Genomic DNA, 22,671 nt, shown 5'->3' on the forward strand with positions numbered 1-22,671 from the left:
GAAGGCATGTCGAAGCCCGCAATGCGTCAGGAACAGGACAGTCTCGGGACAGTGGAGGTCCCGGAACGGGCCTTGTGGGGCGCCCAGACCCAGCGCGCTGTGGACAACTTCCACATCAGCGGGCGACCGATGCCGCCGGCGTTTATTCGCGCCCTGGCGCAGACCAAGGCGGCCTGCGCCGAGGCCAACCAGGCGCTCGACCAGCTTCCGGACGAGGTGGCCGCGGCGATCGTCGCGGCCGCCGAGACCATCGCCAGCGGCGAGCATGCCGATGCCTTCCCGGTGGATGTTTATCAGACGGGTTCCGGGACCAGCAGCAACATGAACATGAACGAGGTGATCGCGCGGCTGGCCTCGAGTGATGCCTTGACGGTCCATCCGAACGATCACGTAAACCGTTCCCAAAGCTCCAATGACGTGATCCCCACCGCCCTGCATGTGGCTGCCTCCGTTCAGATGGAAAAGCAGCTGATGCCGGCCTTGCGTCATCTCATTGCGACCATCGCCCGGCGCGAGGGCGAACTGACCGCAATCGTGAAGACCGGCCGCACCCATCTGATGGACGCGATGCCGGTGCGGATGAGTCAGGAGCTGTCCGGCTGGCGCCGGCAACTGGAACTGGACGTCGAGCGCCTTCGCGACACGCGCGCGCGGATCAACCGACTGGCGATTGGTGGCACGGCGGTGGGCACCGGCATCAATGCCCCGGCCCAATTCGGGGATCGGGTCACCCACCGCCTGGCGGAACGCACCGGGATCGCCTTCGAGCGCGAACCCAACGGCTTTGCGGCCCTGGCCAGCCAGGACACCGCAGTGGAGCTGTCCGGCCAGTTGCGCACCACGGCCACCAGCCTGATCAAGATCGCCAACGACCTGCGCTGGATGAACTCGGGTCCGCTGGCCGGGTTGGGCGAGATCGCGTTGCCGGCCCTGCAACCCGGTAGTTCGATCATGCCGGGCAAGGTCAACCCGGTGATCCCCGAGGCGGTGATCATGGCCGCGCAGCAGGTGATCGGCCTGGACGCCGCGGTCGCGGCCGCGGGACAGGGGGGCAATTTCCAGCTGAACGTCGGCCTGCCGCTAATCGCCGACAACCTCCTCAACCAGATGGGCCTGCTGGCGCGCGCGGCCGAACACCTTGCCGATCGGGCCATCGCCGGCTTTACGGTGAACGAGGACGTGTTGCGCGCGGCCCTGGACCGCAACCCGATCCTGGTGACGGCGCTGAACGCGGAGATCGGCTATGAGGCCGGCGCCCGGATTGCCAAGGAGGCGTACGCCAGCGGCCGGCCGATCGTTGATGTGGCGGCGGAGCAAACGGACATCCCGCGTGAACGCCTGCAGGCCTTGCTGAACCCGGCCGCCCTGACCGAGCCCCAGACGGACTAGTCCGAGCCAGCCCGGCCCCGTGCGTCCGGGGTGACGAACGGGGTCAGGCGGTCGCGGCGGGGAGCTGGACCCGGTCGCGGAGCAGGCCCCGAAGGTCGTCGAACGCCACCGGGTGCGAGAAGTAGAAGCCCTGGGCCGTATGGCAATCCAGCTGTAGCAGGATCTCCGCCTGGCGTTCGGTCTCCACGCCCTCCGCAATCACGTCCAGCCCCAGGGTATGGGCCATCAGAATGATCGCGCGGACGATCTGCGAATGTTCCTCGCCCTGGTCGAGATCCTTCACGAAGGAGCGGTCGATCTTCAGGGTGTCGGCCGGTATCTGCTTGAGCTGCACGAGGGACGCGTGACCGGTCCCGAAATCATCCACCGCCAGGGACATGCCGGCGTGACGCAGTCGCTGGAAGACCCGCGCCGCCCCCTGGGGGTCGTCCATGATCGCGGTCTCGGTGAGCTCCAGCTCGATACAGCGGGGCGGGACACCGGTCTCGCGGATAATGCGGTGGAAGTTCCCCGCAAGATCCGGCTGCCGCAGCTGGCGCGCGGAGACATTGATGGCAATGCGCGGCAGCTCGTCTTCGGCCAGCCGCAGGGACTGCAAGTCCCGACAGACCTGGCGCAACACCCATTCCCCGATCTCCTCGATCAGGGTCATGTCCTCGGCCAGTTCGATGAAGTGACTGGGAGGCAGCAGACCGAGCGTCGGATGCTGCCAGCGAATCAACGCCTCCGCGCCGATGATTCGGCCGCTGTCCAGGTCGATCTTGGGCTGGTAATGGAGCCTCAGCTGGTCGCTGGCAATCGCCTGTCCCAGTTCGTTTTCCAGCTCGAAGTGGCGGAAGGTGCGCGCGTTCAGATCCTGGGTGTAAAAGCGGAACCCGTTACGACCGCGTTGCTTGGCCTCGTACATCGCCGCATCGGCGTTGCCGAGCAGGGTGTCCGCATCCTCGCCATCATAGGGATAGACGGCAATCCCGCAGGAGACACTGCTGACCACGGGCTGATCGAAGATCTGCCGCTCGGTCGCCGTCTTGCGCACCACATCGGTGACCAGCCGGACAACGCCCTCCAGCCCATTGGTGTCCTCGACGAGGATGCCGAACTCGTCGCCGCCAAGGCGCGACAGGGTGGTTCGCAGGTGGCGTCCCGAGCGTTCCCGGGCATGGTCCAGCAGAGCGGACAGGTCCTGGGCGACCTTGCGGATCAGCTCGTCGCCGGCACGGTGACCGAGAGAATCGTTGGTGCGCTTGAAGTTATCCAGATCCAGCAGGATCAGGGCCACATGACCCGTCGCGACACCCGCGTGGCGCTCCATCGCCTGCGACAGGCGGTCGCTGAACAGCATGCGGTTGGGCAGGTTGGTCAGCGAGTCGTGGGACATGTGGTGCAGCAGCTCGCGTGACTGGCGCTCGGTGATGCGCTGCAGCGCCTTCTGGCGCCGGTCCATCATCTGAAACAGGTCCGCGCTCTCCAGGGCATAGGCGGTATTGAACAGCACCATGGTCAGCGTCGACAGAATCATCTCGTAACGCTGCAGCTCCGCTTGACGAAAGCGGGCGACGAACATCCCGCGAATCCGGGTGCGCGTGGAGATCACGTGCAGCATCACACTCTCGCCCTCGACCGGGGAGGGCAGGCAGACCGGATGGTTCTGGTGCAGGGCCCAGGAGAACTGGCCGTCCTGAATCAGCTGTTCGACGGTCTCCGACAGGTCCGGCTCCAGTTGCCCGGGGCGTTCCTGATAGTCCAGGTTGAACGAGCAGTCATTGTCCAGAACGTACACCGCCATGTCCTGCGTCGGCAGCAGCCGCCGGATGGACTCGGTGGTGTTCTGGATGATCAGTTCGGGACTGCGGTTGCGGTCGGTGTCGCCGAAGATCGCGGTGGTCGAGGCGAGCACATCCATCGCGTAGGCGTTGGCTTCCAGCGCTTCCTCGAGGAAACGGATGCGCTCATGGAGGGCATTGACCTCCTCGGGCGTGCGATACGATGGGCTCATGCAACAGCGTCCTTTGCTTGCATACAGGCTCAGTCGAGGAGGATCGTCTGCATCTGGTCCAGATGCTTGCGGGCGTGGCCGATGATGTCTTCGTAGACTGCCATCTCCAGGCCAATGCGATCGAAGGTCTCCGGGGCAACCGGGGGCACGAAACGCTCTCCGGAGGATCCCAGCCGCAACGAATTGGCGATGCTGTCGGCGACGTGCACGATGGCCGTCTCCACGGGAAACGCACGGGCCTCGTCCGGGGCATGGTGGTAGCGCGTGGCCTCCACCTGGGCCGGGGCCATGCCCCATTCCTCGAGCAGGGCGGAACCGATGGCGGCGTGGTCGAAACCCAGCAGCTCGCGCTCCGCCTCGTACAACAGGCACTGTTCGCGCTCGCGGATGTTGATCAGTTCCTCGGTTCGGCTACCCAGCCGGAGAAACAGCAGCAGCCGACCGAGGTCGTGCATGATCCCGTAGAGGTACAGGCGCTCGATGTTCGCTTCGCGCCGAAAGCGGGCGATCGAGCGGCTGAGCACGCCGACGGCAATGCTGTGGCGCCAGAACGATTCCATGTCGACGCCGATGACCGGCAGCCCGCGGAAGTGCTCGATCACGATGGTGGAGAGCACGATCTGCCGCATCTGCTGCAGGCCGATGATGGAGACTGCCCGGTGCAGGGTATCGATCGGCTCGGGGAACCCGTACAACGAAGAGTTCGCCATGCGCAGCGTCTTGGCCGCAATAGTCGGGTCCAGTTCCACTGCCTCGGTAATCCCGGCCACGTTCGCGGTCGGGTCGCTAAGGCGCGTGAAGATCGTGTTGTAACTCCCGGAAAAACTGCACAATGAGTCATCCTGCTCGAGAAACTCGGCGACGGTCATCATGCGCTCCGGGGCTTGTGGCCGCGGCGCATGAGCTCGTCCAGCAGCTGAGTACGCGCGATCGAGTAGATCCCGTCCATGGGATAGCCGGTCGCGTCACAGTGACGGAAGCGCTCGGCCAGGATGGCATCGGCCTGTGTCTCCATCTCCGGCGTGGGCCGGGCGTCCGCGGGCAGATCCGGGGCCTCGTCGTCCCGGGAATCGTTGGCCGCGGCATGTTCGTCCTCGACGATCTCGACCGTGCTGATGCCCCAGGACAGCAGCACGCGGATCTGCTTGTCCTGGAGCACCATGCCGGCGGGGATCAGGAGACGGCCGGATCGGTCATGCACCGCTGTTGCCAGCGTCTGACCGGACTGAATCACCTCCGTGGATACCCGCCGTCCCATGGCCAAACCTTATGCGGAAGCCGCGAGCTGGCGCAACACGTAGGGCAGGATGCCGCCGTGGCGGAAGTAGTCCACCTCCTGCGGGGTATCCAGGCGTACGCGCACCGTGAAGGTCTTGCGCTGGCCGCTATCGGCCACGGCAGTGACCGTGGCCTCGCGGGACTCGCCGTTTTCCACCCCGGTAATGCTGAAGGTTTCGCGCCCGGTCAGTTCGTGGCTGGCCGCGTTCTCGCCATCCAGGAACTGCAACGGCAGCACGCCCATCCCCACGAGGTTGGAGCGGTGGATACGCTCGAAGGTCTCGACGATGACCGCCTTGACGCCCAGCAGCAGGGTGCCCTTGGCGGCCCAGTCGCGCGAAGAGCCGGTGCCGTATTCCTGGCCGGCGATCACGATCAGCGGGGTGTCCTCTTGCTGATACTGCATTGCCGCGTCGTAGATGGACATCTGCTCGCCATCCGGCAGGTGCTGGGTCACCCCGCCCTGGGTGCCCGGTGCCAGCAGGTTGCGCAGACGCACGTTGGCGAAGGTCCCGCGCATCATCACCTCGTGGTTCCCGCGACGGGAGCCGTAGGAGTTGAAGTCGGCCGGCTTCACGCCCTGGGACTCCAGGTAGCGACCCGCCGGGCTGTCCTTGGCGATGGAGCCGGCGGGGGAAATGTGGTCGGTGGTGACCGAATCGCCCAGCAGCGCGAGGACGCGCGCGCCCTGGACGTCGTTCCAGGGCGTAGGAGTCATGCTCATGCCCTCGAAGTAGGGCGGGTTGCGCACGTAGGTGGAATCCTCCTGCCAGTCGAAGCGCTGGCCCTGCGGGGCCTCCAGGTTGCGCCAACGCTCCTCGCCGGAATAGAGATCACCATAGGCGCTGGTAAAGCTGCTGGCACCGACGTGGCTGGCCACCGCCTCGCGCACTTCTTGCGTGGTCGGCCAGATATCCTTCAGATAGACCGGCTGACCCTGTGCATTCTCGCCGATCGGGTCGCTGTAAAGGTCGATGTTGCTGCGCCCGGCCAGGGCGTAGGCGACCACCAGCGGCGGCGAGGCGAGGAAGTTCATCTGCACCTCGGAGTGGATCCGGCCCTCGAAGTTGCGGTTGCCGGAGAGCACCGAGCTGACGATCAGGTCATCCTTGATGATCGCCTCGGAGATTGGCTCCGGCAGCGGGCCGGAGTTGCCGATGCAGGTGGTGCAGCCATAGCCCACCACGTGGAAGCCCAAGGCCTCCAGGTCGGGCAGCAGGCCGGATTTCTCCAGGTAATCGGTCACCACGCGGGAGCCAGGGGCCAGCGAGGTCTTCACCCATGGCTTCACCTGCAGCCCGGCCTCGCGCGCCTTGCGCGCCACCAGGCCCGCACCCAGCATCACCGACGGGTTGGAGGTGTTGGTGCAGGAGGTGATCGCGGCGATCACGATGTCGCCGTGATCCAGGGTGAAGGTCTCGCCGTCCATCTCGATGGCGGTGTGGTGAGGCTCCTCCGCCTGATGCTCCACGCCCACCGCGGTATGTCCGCCCTCGGCCGCGAAGCGCTCGGCGTCGTCCGGTTCGTCGGCGCCGCTGGCGCGCTCCTTCAGCATGGTGTCGAGGTGACGGCTGATGGTCGCTCCGGCCTGGCTCAGCGGGATGCGGTCCTGCGGGCGCTTGGGCCCGGCCAGGCTCGGCTCTACGGTGGACAGATCCAGTTCGAACATGTCGCTGTAGCGCGCGATCGGGGCATTGTCGTCACGCCACAGGCCCTGGGCCTTCGCGTAGGCCTCGATGAACTCGATGTGCTGGGCGTCGCGCCCGGTCAGGCGGAGGTAAGTCAGGGTCTCGTCGTCGATCGGGAAGATGCCGCAGGTCGCGCCATATTCCGGGGCCATGTTGGCAATGGTGGCGCGATCGGCTAGCGGCAGGTCGCCCAGGCCGTCGCCGAAGAATTCGACGAACTTGCCGACCACGCCCTTCTTGCGCAGGCTCTCGACGATCACCAGCACCAGGTCGGTCGCGGTCGCGCCCTCGGCCAGCTTGCCGGTCAGGCGGAAGCCCACGACCTGCGGGATCAGCATGGAGATCGGCTGGCCGAGCATCGCGGCCTCGGCCTCGATGCCGCCCACGCCCCAGCCGAGCACACCCAGGCCGTTGATCATCGTGGTGTGGGAGTCGGTGCCGACCAGGGTGTCCGGGAAGGCCATGCAGCCGCCCTCGGCCTGATCATCCACGAACACCGTGCGCGCCAGGTACTCGAGGTTCACCTGATGAACGATGCCGGTATCCGGCGGCACGACCTTGAAGGTATCGAACGCCTGCTGGCCCCACTTGAGGAAGCTGTAGCGCTCGCGGTTGCGCGAGTATTCGAGCTCCGCGTTCAGGTTCATCGCGTTGGCGTTGCCGTGGGCATCCACCTGCACCGAGTGGTCGATGACCAGCTCGGCCGGCTGTAGCGGGGTGATCTTCTTCGGATCGCCCCCCAGCGCCTCCATCGCATCGCGCATCGCGGCGAGGTCTACGACCGCCGGTACGCCGGTGAAGTCCTGCAGCAGCACGCGCGCCGGACGGAACGCGATCTCCTGGGTCGGCTCGGCCTTCGGATCCCAGTCCAGGAGGGCCTCGATGTCGGCGCGGCGCACCGTGCGCTCGTCCTCGAAGCGCAACAGGTTCTCCAGCAACACCTTGAGCGCAAAGGGCAGGTCGGCCGCCCGGGCGTCGTCGGTGATCGGCACGTAGCGGCATTCGCGGCCGCCAGCGGAGAGGGTGCGGGTGTTCTTGGGGTCAGCGTGGCTCATGTGCGTCTTCCGCTTTCAGGTATTGAGTCGATTGAGGATGTCATGCGCTTCGCGAATCAGCCGCTTGCGGCCGAAAAGCAATTTCCAGCGCGATCCGCCGGCCTGGCGCCAGAGGACCGCGGCGCGAATCCCGGCCAGCAGCAACGCACGGATGCGCGCGGCGGTGTCGGGATTGGAGAGGTTGTTCTGTTCGCCCTGCACGATGATGCGCGGGCCGAGTTCGGAGATGGTCTCCTTGTAGATCTCGGCCAGCCGGGCAACCACGCTTTCGTGCGTGATGTGGAAGTAGTCGATCTGGCGCTGGGCGCCCTGCAGGCCGTCGGTCAGCTTCTGCAGCATGTCGTCGCGCTTTTGCAGCTTGCGCTCGAGGAAGATCAGCCCGATCGCGTAGCGGGTGATCTCCATGTCCGGCGGCTTGCTGCCGTTTTGCAACTGGCTCTCGATACGCTCCAGGCCACTGCGCAGGCTGACGGCCTCGCGATAAACCGCTTCCGGGGTGTCCGCGTCGAAGGCGAACAGGCTCCCGACCAAAATCTCGAATTCGTACTCGTCGCAGTTCCCGCGCCAGGCCAGATCCTTGACCAGGCTCGCGCACTGGAAGAGGGCGGCGAGCGCCAGGGTGCGGTTGTGATCGGAGCGGTCCAAACCAGTCGGTTCCTTGGGTGGGTCGGAGTCGGGTCGCCGGGCAGCGCGGCCACTATACCGGAAGTGGCCCTGCAGACTCACGGCGCATTCGTGGTTCGCGTGGCGATGACGGCCCCGCCCAGGCAGACATCGCCGCGGTAGAAGGCGATGGACTGCCCCGGGGTCGCTGCGCGCTGCGGGGCATCGAAGACGACGGTGGCGCCGGTCGTGTCCAGCGCCTGCACCCGGCAATCCTGCAAGGGCTGGCGATGGCGTAACCGGGCCTGCAGCGGCTCACCGGAGGCCGGCATGTCATGGATCCAGTGCACCACCTCGGTCGTCAGCGACGGGCTCATCAATAGCGGGTGCTGCGGGTCCTGGGCGACCACCAGGGTGTTGCTGTCCAGGTCCTTGTCGACGACATACCACGGGGCCTCGGCAAAGCCCTCGACCCCGCCGATCCCCAGGCCCTGGCGCTGACCGAGGGTGTAGAACATCAGTCCCTGGTGGCGGCCGACCACCTGGCCTTCCGGTGTACGCATCTCCCCCTTGGGCGCTTTCAGGTATTGGGCGAGAAAGTCACGGAAGCGTCGCTCGCCAATGAAGCAGATCCCGGTGGAATCCTTGCGCGCATGGTTCGGCAGGCCCAGTTCCCGGGCCCGTTCGCGTACCTGATCCTTGGGGATGTCGCCCAACGGGAACAGGGCGGGGCGCAGTTGTTCCTGGGTCAAGGTATGCAGGAAGTAGGTCTGGTCCTTGTTGGCATCCGCCGCCTGGCACAGCTCGCTGTAGTCCGCGTGATGGCGCACCCGGGCGTAGTGACCGGTGGCAATCCAGCGGGCCCCGAGGTCGCGGGCGTGGTCGAGGAACGAGCGGAACTTGACCTCGCGGTTGCAGAGGATGTCGGGGTTCGGGGTGCGCCCGGCCTCGTATTCATGCAGGAACTGCGCGAAAACACGCTGGCGGTAGTCCTCGGCAAAGTTCGCCTTGTGCAGCGGGATTTCCAGGCAGTCCGCCACCTCGCGGGCCATTGCGTAGTCGGCCTCGGCGGCGCAGTACTCGGCGTCGTCGTCATCTTCCCAGTTCTTCATGAACAGGCCTTCGACGCGATAGCCGGCCTCCAGCAGGCGGCTGGCCGCGACGGCGGAATCGACCCCGCCGGAGAGCCCGACGATGACGCGCTCGCTTCGCGTCATGCGGCCGGTGTCCTCACCAGTTCCCCGACCGCGGCGAGCGGCAGCCGCAAGCCGTCCTGGTGGCGGCGGATGCTGCGCATCACCAGCGGGCTGCGCAACGGCCATTCACCCTCGGCCTGTTCCGGCGTCAGCCAGTGCAGGGCATGAATCGCAGGGTCGCGTTGGGCCGGGGATTGAAGTGGGATCGCCGAACCGCAGAAGGTCACGCGCAGGATCACGGCGCCACTGGCCAGTTCCAGCAGGTCGCAGCCCAGGGCCGCCTCGGGTGCGAATTCCAGGCAGGTCTCCTCGCGGACCTCGCGAATCACGGCCTCGGTCAGGTCCTCGCCGGCATCCAGGTGGCCGGCGGGCTGGTTCAGCACCCGGCGGCCCGCGTCGGTCTCCTCGACGAACAGGAAACGGCCCTCGCGCTCGATCACGGCGGCCACGGTGATATGACAGGGAAGTCGGTCGGTCATGGCGCGGATGATAACGCAGGCTGCCGGTCGGGCCGCCATACGCGACCCCGCAATCGCGCACTTGTTCGGTCACCGGAAAACCCGGTCCGGCATGTATAATCAGTTCAACCGTGATTAACGATTGATTCATCTACGAGATCCGCACAAGGAGTTGGCATGGCCTATCAGCACATTCAGGTCCCGGAGAAGGGCGAACGCATCACCGTCGACGACCAGGGGAAGTTGCAGGTGCCGGATCATCCGGTGATCCCCTACATCGAAGGTGACGGGATCGGTGTCGACATCACCCCGGTGATGCGTCGGGTGACCGATGCGGCGGTGGAAAAGGCCTACGGCGGGAAGAAGGCCATCGAGTGGATGGAAATCTACGCCGGCGAGAAGGCAACGCAGGTCTATGACGACGACTCCGGGTTGCCGGGCGAGACCCTGGAGGCGGTGAAGGACTACCGCGTGTCCATCAAGGGCCCGCTGACGACCCCGGTGGGCGGCGGCTTCCGCTCCCTGAACGTGGCCCTGCGCCAGAAGCTGGATCTGTACGTCTGCCTGCGCCCTGTGCGCTACTACGACGGCACTCCGAGCCCGCTGAAGGAGCCGGAGAAGACCGATATGGTGATCTTCCGCGAGAACTCCGAAGACATCTACGCCGGGATCGAGTTCGAGTCGGGTACCCCGGAGGTCAAGAAGGTCATCGACTTCCTGCAGGACGAGATGGGTGTCACCCAGATCCGCTTCCCGGAGACCGCCGGGATCGGTGTGAAGCCGGTGTCCAGCGAGGGCACCAAGCGCCTGGTGCGCAAGGCCATCGAATACGCGATCGACAACGACCGCCCGTCGGTGACCCTGGTGCACAAGGGCAACATCATGAAATTCACCGAGGGCTCCTTCAAGGCCTGGGGCTACGAGCTGGCGCGCGAGGAATTCGGCGCGAAGGACCTGGACGGCGGCCCGTGGCAGACCTTCAAGAACCCGAAGACCGGGAACGACATCGTGATCAAGGACGTGATTGCCGACGCCTTCCTGCAGCAGATCCTGCTGCGCCCGGAGGACTACGCGGTGATCGCCACGCTAAACCTGAACGGCGACTACATTTCCGATGCACTGGCAGCCCAGGTGGGTGGCATCGGCATCGCCCCGGGTGCGAACCTGTCCGACAGCACGGCGATGTTCGAAGCCACGCATGGTACGGCGCCGAAGTACGCCGGGCAGGACAAGGTGAACCCCGGGTCGCTGATCCTGTCTGCCGAGATGATGCTGCGGCACCTGGGCTGGTCGGAAGCGGCAGACCTGGTGGTCAAGGGCATGGGTGGTGCAATCAGTGCCAGCGAGGTCACATACGACTTCGCGCGTCAGATGGATGGCGTCGAGCCGATCGCCTGCTCGGCCTTCGGCGAGGCGATGATCAAGCACATGTGAGGGTCGGGTGGTCGGAGTGTCCGTAAGGGCACTTGGCCTGAACCCGGAACCAATCGAGGATGGCGACTAACAAACGAGTAACCGCTGAAGGCGTAATTTCGACCGATGAGTAACGACAAGCCCCAATCCCCCGATCGAGACGACTCGGTAACGGTCGAAGAATCGAGGCCGGAGCTCAAACCACCGCGACAGTACAAGGTGGTATTGCTCAACGATGATTTCACGCCGATGGAGTTCGTGATTGAAGTACTGGAGACCTTCTTCAGCATGGATCGCGAGAAGGCCACCCGGGTCATGTTGCACGTGCATACGCGTGGCAAAGGCGTATGCGGCATCTTTACCCGGGATGTGGCCGAGACCAAGGTGGCGCAGGTGAACGACTATGCCCGCAGTCATCAGCACCCACTGCTTTGCTCGATGGAGGAGGTCTGACTCCCATGCTCGACAAGGAACTCGAATTCAGCCTGAACATGGTCTTCAAGGAGGCCCGCGAAAAGCGTCACGAGTTTGTGACCGTTGAGCATCTGCTGATGGCGCTGGCGCAGAATCCCAGCGCCGCCATGGTGCTGCGGGCCTGCGGGGGCGATCTTGATCGCATCCGCGACGAGCTTGCGGCCTATATCGACGAAAACACGCCGCGCATCCCGCCGAGCGATTCGCGCGAGACCCAGCCAACCCTGGGCTTCCAGCGCGTGCTGCAGCGGGCGGTGTTCCATGTGCAGTCCAGCGGCCGCAAGGAGGTCTCCGGCGCCAACGTGCTGGTGGCCCTGTTCGGAGAGCAGGACAGCCAGGCCCTGTACGTGCTGGGTCAGCAGAACATCTCGCGTCTGGATGTCGTGAATTTCATCTCCCACGGCATCTCCAAGGTCGGGGAAGACGAACTCGGGCCCCAGCCCAACGCGGGTGAGCCCCAGGCCGAGTCGGTGGAGGGTGAGCGCGAGGAGAAGACCAACGCGCTGCAGCTCTACGCCACCAACCTGAACGACAAGGCGCGCAAGGACGAGATCGACCCGCTGATCGGGCGCGATCACGAGATCGAACGCACCATCCAGATCCTCTGCCGCCGGCGCAAGAACAACCCGTTGCTGGTGGGCGAGGCCGGCGTGGGCAAGACCGCGATCGCCGAGGGTCTGGCGCGCCGCATTGTGGACGAACAGGTACCCGAGGCGATCGACTCTGCCACGGTCTATTCGCTGGACTTGGGCGCGCTGGTCGCCGGTACCAAGTACCGCGGTGACTTCGAAAAGCGTCTGAAAGGCGTGCTTGCCCAGCTCAAGAAAGAGCCGGGCGCGGTGCTGTTTATCGACGAAATCCACACCATCATCGGGGCCGGCGCGGCCTCCGGCGGGGTGATGGATGCCTCCAACCTGATCAAGCCGATGCTCGCCTCGGGCGAACTGAAGTGCATTGGGTCCACCACCTACCAGGAATACCGGGGCATCTTCGAGAAGGACCGGGCCCTGGCACGGCGCTTCCAGAAGATCGAAGTGCCGGAGCCGACGGTGGACGAGACCGAGCAGATCCTGCGCGGCCTGAAGTCCCGCTTCGAGACGCACCACAACGTGCGCTTCACCAAGCCGGCGCTGCGCGCGGCGGCGGAGTTGGCTGATCGCTACATCACCGATCGCTTCTTGCCGGACAAGGCCATCGACCTGATCGACGAGGCCGGGGCCAGTCGGCAGTTGCAGCCGATCAGCCAGCGCAAAAAGACCATCGGCGTACAGGACATCGAGACGATCGTGGCCAAGATCGCACGCATCCCGCCGAAGGTGGTCTCCAGTTCCGACAAGGAGACCCTGCGCCACCTCGATCGCAACCTGAAGATGACCGTCTTCGGACAGGACGAGGCCATCGGGACGCTATCCACCGCGATCAAGATGGCGCGCTCCGGGCTGGGCGACCTGGACAAGCCGATCGGCTCGTTCCTGTTTGCCGGGCCGACCGGTGTCGGCAAGACCGAGGTTACCCGCCAACTGGCGCAGCAGATGGGCATCCATCTGGCCCGCTTCGACATGTCCGAGTATATGGAGCGGCATACCGTGTCGCGCCTGATCGGGGCACCGCCCGGCTATGTGGGCTACGAGCAGGGGGGGTTGCTGACCGATGCCATCCTGAAGCATCCGCATTCGGTGCTGCTGCTGGACGAGATCGAGAAGGCCCACCCGGATGTGTTCAATGTGCTGCTACAGGTGATGGATCACGGCACACTGACCGATGCCAACGGGCGCGAGGTCGACTTCCGCAACGTGATCCTGGTGATGACCACCAACGCGGGGGCCGAGCAGGCCAGCCGTCCATCGATGGGCTTTACCAAGCAGGATCATTCCAGCGACGCGATGGAGGCGATCAAGCGCACCTTCACACCGGAGTTCCGCAACCGTCTGGATGCAACCATCCAGTTCGGGCCACTGGACGAGGTCACCATCCTCAACGTGGTGGACAAGTTCCTGATCCAGCTGCAAGCCCAGCTCGACGAGAAGAAGGTGCATATGACGGTCGAGCCGGAGGCGCGTGCCTGGCTGGCCGAGCACGGCTACGACGTCAAGATGGGCGCGCGCCCGATGGCGCGTACGTTGCAGGAGTACATCAAGAAGCCGCTGGCCGACGAACTGCTGTTCGGGCGACTGGCCCACGGTGGCGAAGTGGTGGTCCGCTTGGGCGAGTCCGGTCTGGAGCTGGATATCCAGGAAACCGCGGTGCCGTCCTGACGCGGCTCCGCCCATCCGACGTTACAGGGCCCGGGAGGGCCCGCAAACGAAGAAGCCCCGGTCCGGCCGGGGCTTCTTCGTTGGAGAGGGAGCTTACTTGTTGCGGTAGACGATACGACCCTTGGTCAGGTCATAGGGCGTCATCTGCACGATCACCTTGTCGCCGCGCAGGATCCGGATGTAATGCTTGCGCATTTTGCCGGAGATGTGCGCCGTGATCGTGTGCCCGTTTTCGAGCTCCACCCGGAAGGTGGTGTTGGGGAGCGTTTCGACTACAGTGCCCTCCAGCTCGATTTCGTCTTCCTTCGCCATACAGTCCCTCTCGTATTGAATCAAGGTGCGACATTATCCGGATGCACCGGCGGAACACAAGTCACACGGCGGCTTTCGGGGGGACATGGCAACCTGCGACGAAGGACGACACCCGGCCCCTGCGGATGGGTGGCGTTTGCCGAGGTTTACGTGACCGCCTACACTACGCGCGCTTTCACGCGCGAGATCAGTAACGAATGACAACTTCTTGGGCCGCCGTATTTCCGGGGCAGGGGTCCCAGTCCACCGGCATGCTGGCCGATCTGGGCGATGACCACGCCATTGTCCGCGACACCTTTCAGGAGGCGTCGGACTGCCTTGACGCGGATCTCTGGAGTCTTTGCCAGCATGGTCCCGTGGAACAACTCAACCAGACCGAGTGGACACAGCCGGTGATGCTGGCCGCCGGGGTCGCCGCCTGGCGCCTCCTGACTGAGCAAACTGACGCCCGCCCGCGGGCCGTCGCGGGCCACAGCCTGGGCGAATACAGCGCCCTGGTCGCCGCCGGCGTCCTGCGCTTCCCGGAAGCGGTACGCCTGGTCGCCGAGCGCGCCCGCGCCATGCAGGCCGCGGTACCGGAGGGTGAAGGCGGGATGGCGGCCATCCTTGGGCTCGACGACACTGCGGTACACGCGCTTTGCCTCGAGCATGCCGGAGGCGAGGTCCTGGAGGCGGTCAATCTGAACGCGCCGGGGCAGGTCGTGATTGCGGGCAATGCCACGGCGGTGGATCGGGCCGTAAGCGCAGCCAAGGATGCCGGCGCGAAGCGCGCCCTGAAGCTGCCGGTCTCTGTCCCGTCGCATTGCGCGCTGATGCGCCCGGCCGCGGATCGCCTGCAGGCGGCCCTGGACAGTACTACCTTCCAATCCCCAACCATCCCGGTCTGGCAGAATGTGACCGCCGCGCCGACCGATTCCGCCGAGGCCATCAAGGACAATCTGGCCGCACAGCTGTATCGTCCGGTGCGCTGGGTCGAGACCATTCGCGGCTTGCGTGGGCAGGGCGTGGCGGCCCAGGTTGAATGCGGGCCGGGTCGAGTCCTGACTGGTCTTGCCAAACGCATCGACCGCGAACTGGAACTGTTTGATGTCGCCGACCGCGATACCCTGAAGGCCACGCTTGAACGTCTGGCCGCGGGCTGATCGACCTCCCGCTACTGCGACTTCCTCTCATTTGAAGCAAAGGCACAACCATGTCCGATAACAAACGTGTAGCCCTTGTAACCGGTGCAAGCCGCGGAATTGGCGCCGCCATCGCCCGCCGTCTGGCGGAACAGGGCCTGCAGGTGGTGGGCACCGCGACCAGTGAGTCCGGCGCCGAGCGGATCACCGAGACCCTGAAGCAATGGGGCGGGCGCGGCATCGCGATGGATGTTACCGACGCGGAATCCGTCGCAGCCGGCCTGCAGGCGATTCAGGAGCAGGAAGGGCCGATCGAGGTGCTGGTCAACAATGCCGGCATTACCCGCGACAACCTGTTCATGCGCATGAAGGACGCGGAGTGGGACGCGATCATCGACACCAACCTGTCCGCTGCCGTGCGCCTGACGCAGCGCCTGCTGAAAGGCATGATGAAACTGCGCCGCGGCCGCATCATCCTGATCGGCTCGGTCGTGGGCTCCACCGGCAACGCCGGGCAGACCAACTACGCCGCCGCGAAAGCCGGTCTTGCGGGATTTGCCCGTTCGCTGGCGCGCGAGGTCGGCAGCCGCAGTATCACCGTGAACACGGTCGCGCCGGGTTTCATCGATACCGACATGACCCGCGAACTGGGCGATGACACCAAACAGGCCCTGCTCGGACAGATTCCGCTGGGGCGTCTGGGGGCGCCGGAAGAGATCGCCGCCGCTGTCGGTTTCCTGGCTTCCGAGGAGGCCGGGTATATTACCGGCGAGACCCTGCACGTGAACGGCGGGATGTTCATGCACTGATCACGGCGGGACGGCAGCAAGCCGCCCGCACAGCCCGCTGCGCGGATCGCTAGATCGCGGCGGGGCTTTTCTCTAGAATGGCGGACCTTTCAACGAAGCCGCCTCACACTGAAGGGGATTTCTGAACCATGAGTAGCATTGAAGAACGCGTCAAGAAAATCGTTGTCGAGCAGCTGGGTGTCAAGGAAGAGGACGTGACCAACGCGGCCGGCTTCGTCGACGACCTGGGTGCGGATTCGCTGGACACGGTGGAACTCGTCATGGCGCTCGAAGAGGAATTCGAAACCGAAATCCCCGACGAGCAGGCGGAAAAGATCACCACCGTGCAGCAGGCGATCGATTACATCAACGAGCACATGAAGGACTGATCCGACGCCTCCGGGCGCCGATCAGGACGACGCGAACGGGCCTTCCTGCGCGCAGGGCGGCCCTTCGTCGTTGCGCCGAACGCGTAATTTCAGTCTTTCGAGGAGAACACATTGGCTAAGCGACGTGTCGTGATTACCGGACTGGGGATCGTCTCCCCGGTCGGATCCACTATCGACAAGGCCTGGAGCAACATCAAGGCCGGCAAGAGCGGCATTTCCCCCATCGATGTCTTCGATGCCTCGGACATGCCGGTGAAGATCTCCGGCGCGGTCCGGGACTTCGAGGCCAATGACTACGTCCCGCCGAAAGACCAGAAGAAGATGGACACCTTCGTCCTTTACGGGATCGCGGCGGGGCTCCAGGCCCTGGATGACTCCGGGCTGGAAGTGACCGAGGAGAACGCCGAGCGCATCGGGGTCGCCATTGGCTCCGGGATCGGAGGGCTGCCCTATATCGAACGTTCCTATGGCGCGTATCTGAAGGGCGGGGCGCGCAAGATCTCGCCGTTCTTTGTGCCCAGTGCGATCATCAACATGGTGGCGGGGAATCTGTCCATCATGCGCAATCTGCAGGGCCCGAATATCTCCATCGTCTCGGCCTGCGCCACTGGCACCCATAACATCGGCGACGCCGCACGCATGATCGCCTATGGCGATGCCGATGCCATGGTCGCCGGTGGGGCCGAGATGGCCACCACGCCGCTAGGCATTGGTGGCTTCGCTGCCGCCCGGGCGCTGTCCACTCGCAATGATGATCCCGAACGCGCCTCGCGTCCCTGGGACCAGGATCGCGATGGCTTCGTGTTGAGCGACGGCGCCGGGGTGATGATGCTCGAGGAGTACGAGCACGCGAAGGCCCGCGGGGCACACATCTACTGCGAAGTGGCCGGCTTCGCCTGGAATGCGGACGCGCACCACATGACGCAGCCGATCCAGGATGGTTCCGGTGCCGCCAAGTGCATGCATCGCGCCTTGAAAGATGCCGGTGTGAACCCGGAAGAGGTTGGGTACATCAATGCTCACGGAACCTCGACCCCGGCGGGCGACCTGGCCGAAACCCAGGGCCTGAAAAAGGCCTTCGGCGATCACGCCTACAAGCTCATGGTGAACTCCACCAAGTCGATGACCGGTCACCTGCTGGGGGCCGCCGGCGGGATCGAGGGTGTGTTTACTGCCCTGGCCCTGCGCGATCAGGTGTCACCGCCGACCATCAACCTGGAAAACCCGAGCGAAGGGTGCGACCTGAACTACGTGGCCAATGAGGCACGCGAGATGAAGACCAAGGTCGGCCTGTCGAACTCCTTCGGTTTCGGGGGCACCAACGGGACCCTGGTGTTCCGCAGCATCTGACGCTGCGGTGCCGCCATGGCGGTCCATGAACTGGCCGCCGGGGTCGACTTTGCGGCCCTGGCGCGGCGATTCCCCGAGCGCTATCCCCACCTGCTGGAGTCGGCCCTGATCGGGCAGGCTCCCGCTCGTTTTTCCATCCTGTTCGCCTTCCCCGGCCGCACGTTCTCCAGTGCGGCCGGCGAAGACGTCCTCGGCGTGCTGGACCAGGATCTCTCGAGGACACCACCACTCGACCCCGAAGACGCCGCATATGCCCATCTCCCGTTCCTCGGGGGATGGTTCCTGTATGCCGGGTACGAGCTTGCCTGGCGCATGGAGCCGGCCCTGGGTCACTGCCGATCCGACCCCTGGCTGCCGGATGCCCTGGTGACCTATTTCCCGGCGGCACTGATCCACGATCACCACGAGGGGACGACCTGGTTCGTCGACGAGGCAGGCGATTGCGCGCGCCTGGAGCGAGTGGAGTCGGACTGCGCGACAGTCCGGGGCCAGCCGAGTCCTGCATCCGAGCCGCTGCCCGCCCTGGCCCTTCACGAGGAGGACGCCCAGCGCTATCGCGACGCAGTGATGAAGGGTCTCGAATACATCCGTGCCGGCGACACCTTTCAGGTCAATCTGTCCCGCGAATGGCGCGCCACGGCCACGCAGCCGCTGGATCCGGCGGGGCTGTACGCCCGCCTGCGCGAGGCCAATGCCGCGCCGTTTGCAGCGTGGCTGCAACTCCCCGGCGCTCACGTGATCAGTTCCTCCCCTGAGCGGCTGGTGTCGGTGGAAAACGCCATGGTGGAGACCCGGCCGATTGCGGGGACCCGTCGCCGGGATCCGGATGCGGAAGAAGACCGGCGTCTTTTTAGTGAGTTGACGTTCAACATTAAGGAACGCGCCGAGCATGTCATGCTCGTGGATCTGGAACGCAATGATGTGGGGCGGGTGGCCGAGATCGGTAGCGTGCGCGTGGCGGAGCTGATGACCATCGAGAGCTATCGCCGGGTGCATCACATCGTCTCCAGCATTGTCGGGCGCCTGCGCCCGGGCACCACCACGGCCGACATCCTGCGCGCGGTCTTTCCCGGCGGCACCATTACCGGCTGCCCGAAGATCCGCAGCATGCAGATCATCCAGGAACTGGAACAACAGGCCCCGCGTGGGGCCTATACCGGAGGCTGCGGGTACGTCAGCCGCCACGGCCGCATGGATACCAACATCCTGATCCGCACCCTCGTCGTTCGGGGGAACGAACTGCGCTTTCGGGCGGGAGCCGGCATCGTCGCGGACTCCGATCCCGAGCGCGAGCTGGAGGAGACCCGGCACAAGGCACACGGCCTGCTGGAGGCGCTGCAAGGGGCGGGGGAGAAGAGCCCATGATCCTGGTGAATGGCGAGCGCGAGGGGCGGGTATCGGCTTTGGATCGCGGGTTGCTCCTGGGAGACGGCCTGTTCGAGACGCTACGGGTGCGAGAGGGACGACCGCAGCTATGGTCCTACCACTGGGCCCGCCTGACGCGCGGGCTGGGGCATCTCGGGTTTCCGGAACTCGGCGAGATCGAGGTGCTGGACGAGATTGCGCGAGTGGCGACCCTGCCAGTCTGCATGGTGCGCCTGACGGTGACCCGGGGTGAGGGGCCACGGGGCTACGCGCCGCCCGAGGCGCCGGCACTGACTCGGATCGTCAGTGCCGGCCCGGCGCTGGACGACACCGACCCCACCGAACGCAAGCCCCTGATCCTGGGCTGGGCGGAGGTGCCGATCGGCGTACACCCGGCCCTGGCGGGACTCAAGCACACCAGTCGCCTGGAACACGTGATGGCCCGGCGCAGCTGGCAACCGGGCTGGGACGAGGCGATCCTCCACGATGCCCTGGGGCGCGTGGTCAGCGCCACGCAGGGCAATCTCTGGCTGCGCGAAGGGCGCACCTTGCTGACGCCACCGGTGGATCAGTCCGGGATTGCCGGTACCCGGCGCGCCTGGGTCCTCGAGCATGCCGAACGGTTCGGGTTCGAGGTGATCGAGGCGTATCCGGAGCCCGTCCGTATCGAGCGCGCCGATGCTCTCTATGTCAGCAATGCGCGTATCGGGATGACCCCGGCCGTGCTGTCCGAAGGGGACAAGCGGGGGCCTGCGTGGCAGGATGATCCGCTGTATCCAATGGGAATCGCATTGCATGAAGCGGATTAGCCTCGCTGTCCTGGCCCTCTTGGTCATTCTGGCCCTGGGCGCCGCCTGGTGGCTGAGCGAACACTACCAGGCGCAGCTGGATACCCCGATGGCGCTGGACGCCTCGGAACGCTTTCAGTTGGAACCGGGGCAGGGGCTGCGTTCGGTGAGCAAGACCTTTGCCGAACGCGGCTGGGTGGATTCTGCCTGGGTGCTCGAGGCCTATGGACGGCGTCAGGGGATTGCACCGCGTCTCCAGGCGGGGGAATACGCCGTGACGCCGGGAATGACCCCGCGCGAACTGATCCATGCGATGGCCCGCGGCGAGGTGGTGCAGCATCGCCTCACTTTCCCGGAGGGCTGGACCATCCGCCAGGCGCTGGCCGCCCTGCGCGAGCACCCGGAACTGATCGGGCCCTCCGAATCGGTCGGGGTCGACAACCTGCTGGAGGCACTGGGGCTCGAGGACCTGGAACACCCGGAGGGATGGTTCCTGCCGGACACCTATTTCTTCGGCTCCGGAACCGAGGCCCTGACGGTGCTGCAACGCGCCCACCAGGCGATGCGCCTGCACCTGGACCGCGCCTGGGAGGATCGCATCGAGGACCACCCGGTGAACTCCCCCTATGAGCTGCTGATCCTCGCCTCCATCATCGAACGCGAGACCGGGCGCGGGGACGAACGTGACAGGGTGGCCGGGGTGTTCGTGAATCGGCTCAAGCGCGGCATGCGCCTGCAGACCGATCCCACCCTGCTGTACGCGCAGGAACCGGGCGTGCAGCGCCTGACGCGCGCCGAACTGGACCGCGATCATCCCTACAACACCTATACCCGTGCCGGACTGCCGCCAACGCCCATCGCTTTGCCGGGGCGGGCGGCCTTGCAGGCGGCGGCGCAGCCGGCCACTACCCGTGACCTGTTCTTCGTCTCGCGCGGCGACGGTAGTCATCATTTCTCCGAGACCTATCGTGAACATCGCGAGGCCGTGATCCGCTACCAGCTGGGCGGGGATGGCAGCCGCTACGGCATCCGCAACCGGTAACTGGAGACGCCCTGCACATGGAACGCTCGCCCCATCCCGGCCGTTTCCTGGTCCTCGAAGGCATCGAGGGCTCGGGCAAGACCACCCAGATCGAGCGCCTGGACACCGCGCTGCGCGCTGCCGGACACCCGGTGCGCAACACCCGGGAGCCGGGCGGGACCGCCCTCGGCGAACGCCTGCGCGGCCTGCTTCTGGACCCCGATCTGCCGGGCATGTGCGCCGAGTCCGAGCTGCTGCTGATGTTCGCCGCGCGGGCCCAGCACCTGCACGAGGTGATTCGGCCGGCTCTGCAGGCCGGCGACTGGGTGCTTAGCGACCGCTTTACCGATGCCTCGTTTGCCTACCAGGGGGCCGGGCGGGGACTCGGCGGCCAGCGGGTCGCGCAGCTGGAGACCTGGCTGCAGGGCGATCTCCGCCCGGATCTGGTGATCCTGCTGGACATCGACCCGGAGACCGGGCTCGATCGAGCCGTCCAGCGCGGCCGGCGAGACCGCATCGAACGCGAGGCGCTGGACTTCTTCGAGCGCGCCCGCCAGGCGTATCGGGAACGCGCCGAGCGAGCGCCCGGACGCTATCTGATCGTGGATGCATCCGCGGACCCGGACACGGTAGCCGGGCGCATCCTCGCGGGCGTTCGCGAGCGCCTGCCGTTGCAGGCGCTGGAAGGTTAAGGCGGCCATGGCTGCGCCAGTCACCGGCGACACGCTCCCGCCCTGGCTGCAAAGGCCGTGGGAGACGCTGGTTCGGCGCGGGCGCGAAGGGCGCCTGCCCAGCGGTCTGCTGGTTCACGGCGCTCCGGGCGTTGGCAAGGCGCTGCTGACGCGGGCGCTGGTCCAGGCCCTGTTGTGCCAGCGCGCGACTGGCACCGAGCCGCCGTGTGGCGAATGCAACGGCTGTCGCAGCTTCCTTGGCGGTGTACACCCCGAGGTGATGACGCTGGAGCCGGAGGAGGCGGGCAAGGAGATCCTGATCGCGGCGGCCCGCGAGGCGATCGAGTTTCTCTCGCTGTCCGGTTCGCGCGGACTGCGCAGCGTGATCATCCGCCCGGCCGATGCCCTGAACACGAATGCTGCGAATGCGCTGCTGAAGACGCTGGAGGAACCCCCGCCGAGGGCCATGCTGATTCTCGAGGCGGCGCAGCCGGCGCGCCTGCCAGCGACCATCCGCAGCCGCTGCCAGATGGTCGAGATCGCTACGCCGGGGCCTGCCGAAGCAACGGACTGGCTGCGCAGGGCCGCCGATGATCCTGCGGCGGTGGACGAGGCCTATGCCGCCAGTCTCGGGCGCCCGCTGGCCGCCCGCGAGATCCTGACGGACCCCGACCGTATGGCGCGCTGGGAACAGGACCGCGAGGCCCTAACCCTGCTGCTGCGTCGCCCCGGGGTGACACCGATGGCCAGTGCCATGCAACGCAGCCTTCCGGAATCCCTGATCCCGAGAGTCCAGGCCCTGCTGGTTGCGGCCCAGCGCCTGCTCGTCAACGGCGAGCCGGATGCGTTTGGCCGGCAGTTCCCGCGCGATCTACTCGAGGACTTCGCCCGGCGCATGGGGCCGCGGCGGCTGGCCGAACTTTCGAATCAAGCGCTCGTCTGGCAACGCCAGGCCTCGCGCCAGCTCAACCCGCAGCTGCGCATGGAAGACATCGCATTGAGCTTCCTCAAGAAGTAAGGCGTCACTCACCGCGAGGACGGTCGGGGTGGCGCGGTATCGG

General features: G+C 65.8%; 21 protein-coding genes. 13 read left to right on the forward strand and 8 right to left on the reverse strand.

The features are described 5' to 3' along the window. Positions 1 to 6 precede the first annotated feature (6 nt). Positions 7 to 1,389, forward strand: a complete 1,383-nt coding sequence (locus D578_RS0108125; protein WP_018949476.1) for an aspartate ammonia-lyase — start codon at positions 7 to 9, stop codon at positions 1,387 to 1,389. A gap of 43 nt (positions 1,390 to 1,432) precedes the next feature. Here the strand turns inward: D578_RS0108125 and D578_RS0108130 are convergent, their stop codons facing one another. From D578_RS0108130 to D578_RS0108160, 7 genes are all read right to left on the reverse strand, one after another. Continuing rightward, on the reverse strand, positions 1,433 to 3,385 hold the full coding sequence (locus D578_RS0108130; RefSeq protein WP_018949477.1) for a bifunctional diguanylate cyclase/phosphodiesterase: 1,953 nt from the start codon (positions 3,383 to 3,385) through the stop codon (positions 1,433 to 1,435). Positions 3,386 to 3,414: 29 nt separating this feature from the next. Continuing rightward, positions 3,415 to 4,254 (reverse strand): HDOD domain-containing protein, encoded by an 840-nt coding sequence (locus tag D578_RS0108135; RefSeq protein WP_018949478.1) that lies wholly within the window; start codon positions 4,252 to 4,254, stop codon positions 3,415 to 3,417. After that, positions 4,254 to 4,586, reverse strand: a complete 333-nt coding sequence (locus D578_RS0108140) for a hypothetical protein (RefSeq protein ID WP_018949479.1) — start codon at positions 4,584 to 4,586, stop codon at positions 4,254 to 4,256. Before D578_RS0108140 ends, D578_RS0108135 begins: the two co-directional genes overlap by 1 nt. Before the next feature lie 66 nt (positions 4,587 to 4,652). Further along, positions 4,653 to 7,406: an aconitate hydratase AcnA gene (gene acnA, locus D578_RS0108145; RefSeq protein ID WP_018949480.1), complete on the reverse strand. Its 2,754-nt coding sequence runs from the start codon at positions 7,404 to 7,406 to the stop codon at positions 4,653 to 4,655. A gap of 15 nt (positions 7,407 to 7,421) precedes the next feature. Next, positions 7,422 to 8,051 carry a high frequency lysogenization protein HflD gene (gene hflD / locus D578_RS0108150; RefSeq protein ID WP_018949481.1) on the reverse strand — a complete coding sequence of 210 codons (630 nt, stop codon included), beginning with the start codon at positions 8,049 to 8,051 and terminating at the stop codon, positions 7,422 to 7,424. Positions 8,052 to 8,128: 77 nt separating this feature from the next. Next, complete coding sequence (gene mnmA / locus D578_RS0108155; RefSeq protein ID WP_018949482.1) at positions 8,129 to 9,226, reverse strand: tRNA 2-thiouridine(34) synthase MnmA; 1,098 nt, start codon at positions 9,224 to 9,226, stop codon at positions 8,129 to 8,131. After that, a complete protein-coding gene (locus D578_RS0108160; RefSeq protein ID WP_026289256.1) occupies positions 9,223 to 9,684 on the reverse strand; it encodes an NUDIX domain-containing protein in 462 nt (153 codons plus the stop codon). Before D578_RS0108160 ends, mnmA begins: the two co-directional genes overlap by 4 nt. A gap of 156 nt (positions 9,685 to 9,840) precedes the next feature. Here D578_RS0108160 and icd point away from each other — a divergent pair, with 156 nt between their 5' ends. The 3 genes from icd to clpA all read left to right on the forward strand — a co-directional run bounded on the left by icd (position 9,841) and on the right by clpA (position 13,805). Then, positions 9,841 to 11,097, forward strand: coding sequence for an NADP-dependent isocitrate dehydrogenase (gene icd, locus D578_RS0108165; RefSeq protein ID WP_018949484.1), 1,257 nt, complete (start codon positions 9,841 to 9,843; stop codon positions 11,095 to 11,097). Positions 11,098 to 11,202: 105 nt separating this feature from the next. After that, the gene (gene clpS / locus D578_RS0108170) at positions 11,203 to 11,529 is read left to right on the forward strand and encodes an ATP-dependent Clp protease adapter ClpS (RefSeq protein WP_018650138.1); all 327 of its coding nucleotides are present in this window, start codon (positions 11,203 to 11,205) and stop codon (positions 11,527 to 11,529) included. Between the two features lie 5 nt (positions 11,530 to 11,534). After that, positions 11,535 to 13,805: an ATP-dependent Clp protease ATP-binding subunit ClpA gene (gene clpA, locus D578_RS0108175; RefSeq protein ID WP_018949485.1), complete on the forward strand. Its 2,271-nt coding sequence runs from the start codon at positions 11,535 to 11,537 to the stop codon at positions 13,803 to 13,805. A gap of 93 nt (positions 13,806 to 13,898) precedes the next feature. On the opposite strand, the gene infA is transcribed toward clpA, so the two are convergent. Beyond that, complete coding sequence (infA, locus tag D578_RS0108180; protein WP_012982660.1) at positions 13,899 to 14,117, reverse strand: translation initiation factor IF-1; 219 nt, start codon at positions 14,115 to 14,117, stop codon at positions 13,899 to 13,901. Positions 14,118 to 14,314: 197 nt separating this feature from the next. Here infA and fabD point away from each other — a divergent pair, with 197 nt between their 5' ends. The 9 genes from fabD to D578_RS0108225 all read left to right on the forward strand — a co-directional run bounded on the left by fabD (position 14,315) and on the right by D578_RS0108225 (position 22,628). After that, entirely contained in the window at positions 14,315 to 15,259 is a 945-nt protein-coding gene (fabD, locus tag D578_RS0108185) for an ACP S-malonyltransferase (RefSeq protein ID WP_081617341.1), read from the forward strand. A gap of 50 nt (positions 15,260 to 15,309) precedes the next feature. Further along, positions 15,310 to 16,047, forward strand: coding sequence for a 3-oxoacyl-ACP reductase FabG (fabG, locus tag D578_RS0108190; protein WP_018949487.1), 738 nt, complete (start codon positions 15,310 to 15,312; stop codon positions 16,045 to 16,047). 128 nt (positions 16,048 to 16,175) lie between these two features. Next, entirely contained in the window at positions 16,176 to 16,415 is a 240-nt protein-coding gene (gene acpP / locus D578_RS0108195; protein WP_018145676.1) for an acyl carrier protein, read from the forward strand. A 129-nt stretch (positions 16,416 to 16,544) separates the two neighbouring features. Beyond that, complete coding sequence (fabF, locus tag D578_RS0108200) at positions 16,545 to 17,765, forward strand: beta-ketoacyl-ACP synthase II (protein ID WP_018949488.1); 1,221 nt, start codon at positions 16,545 to 16,547, stop codon at positions 17,763 to 17,765. A gap of 15 nt (positions 17,766 to 17,780) precedes the next feature. Beyond that, on the forward strand, positions 17,781 to 19,130 hold the full coding sequence (locus D578_RS0108205; protein WP_018949489.1) for an aminodeoxychorismate synthase component I: 1,350 nt from the start codon (positions 17,781 to 17,783) through the stop codon (positions 19,128 to 19,130). Continuing rightward, positions 19,127 to 19,939 (forward strand): aminotransferase class IV, encoded by an 813-nt coding sequence (locus tag D578_RS0108210; protein WP_018949490.1) that lies wholly within the window; start codon positions 19,127 to 19,129, stop codon positions 19,937 to 19,939. Before D578_RS0108205 ends, D578_RS0108210 begins: the two co-directional genes overlap by 4 nt. Beyond that, positions 19,926 to 20,960, forward strand: coding sequence for an endolytic transglycosylase MltG (gene mltG / locus D578_RS0108215; protein ID WP_018949491.1), 1,035 nt, complete (start codon positions 19,926 to 19,928; stop codon positions 20,958 to 20,960). The genes D578_RS0108210 and mltG overlap by 14 nt, the downstream gene beginning before the upstream one ends. A gap of 17 nt (positions 20,961 to 20,977) precedes the next feature. After that, positions 20,978 to 21,631, forward strand: a complete 654-nt coding sequence (tmk, locus tag D578_RS0108220) for a dTMP kinase (protein ID WP_018949492.1) — start codon at positions 20,978 to 20,980, stop codon at positions 21,629 to 21,631. Positions 21,632 to 21,638: 7 nt separating this feature from the next. Next, entirely contained in the window at positions 21,639 to 22,628 is a 990-nt protein-coding gene (locus D578_RS0108225; RefSeq protein WP_018949493.1) for a DNA polymerase III subunit delta', read from the forward strand. Positions 22,629 to 22,671: the final 43 nt, after the last annotated feature.

The organism is Thioalkalivibrio sp. ALMg11 (assembly GCF_000377905.1).
In the GTDB taxonomy this organism is placed as follows: domain Bacteria; phylum Pseudomonadota; class Gammaproteobacteria; order Ectothiorhodospirales; family Ectothiorhodospiraceae; genus Thioalkalivibrio.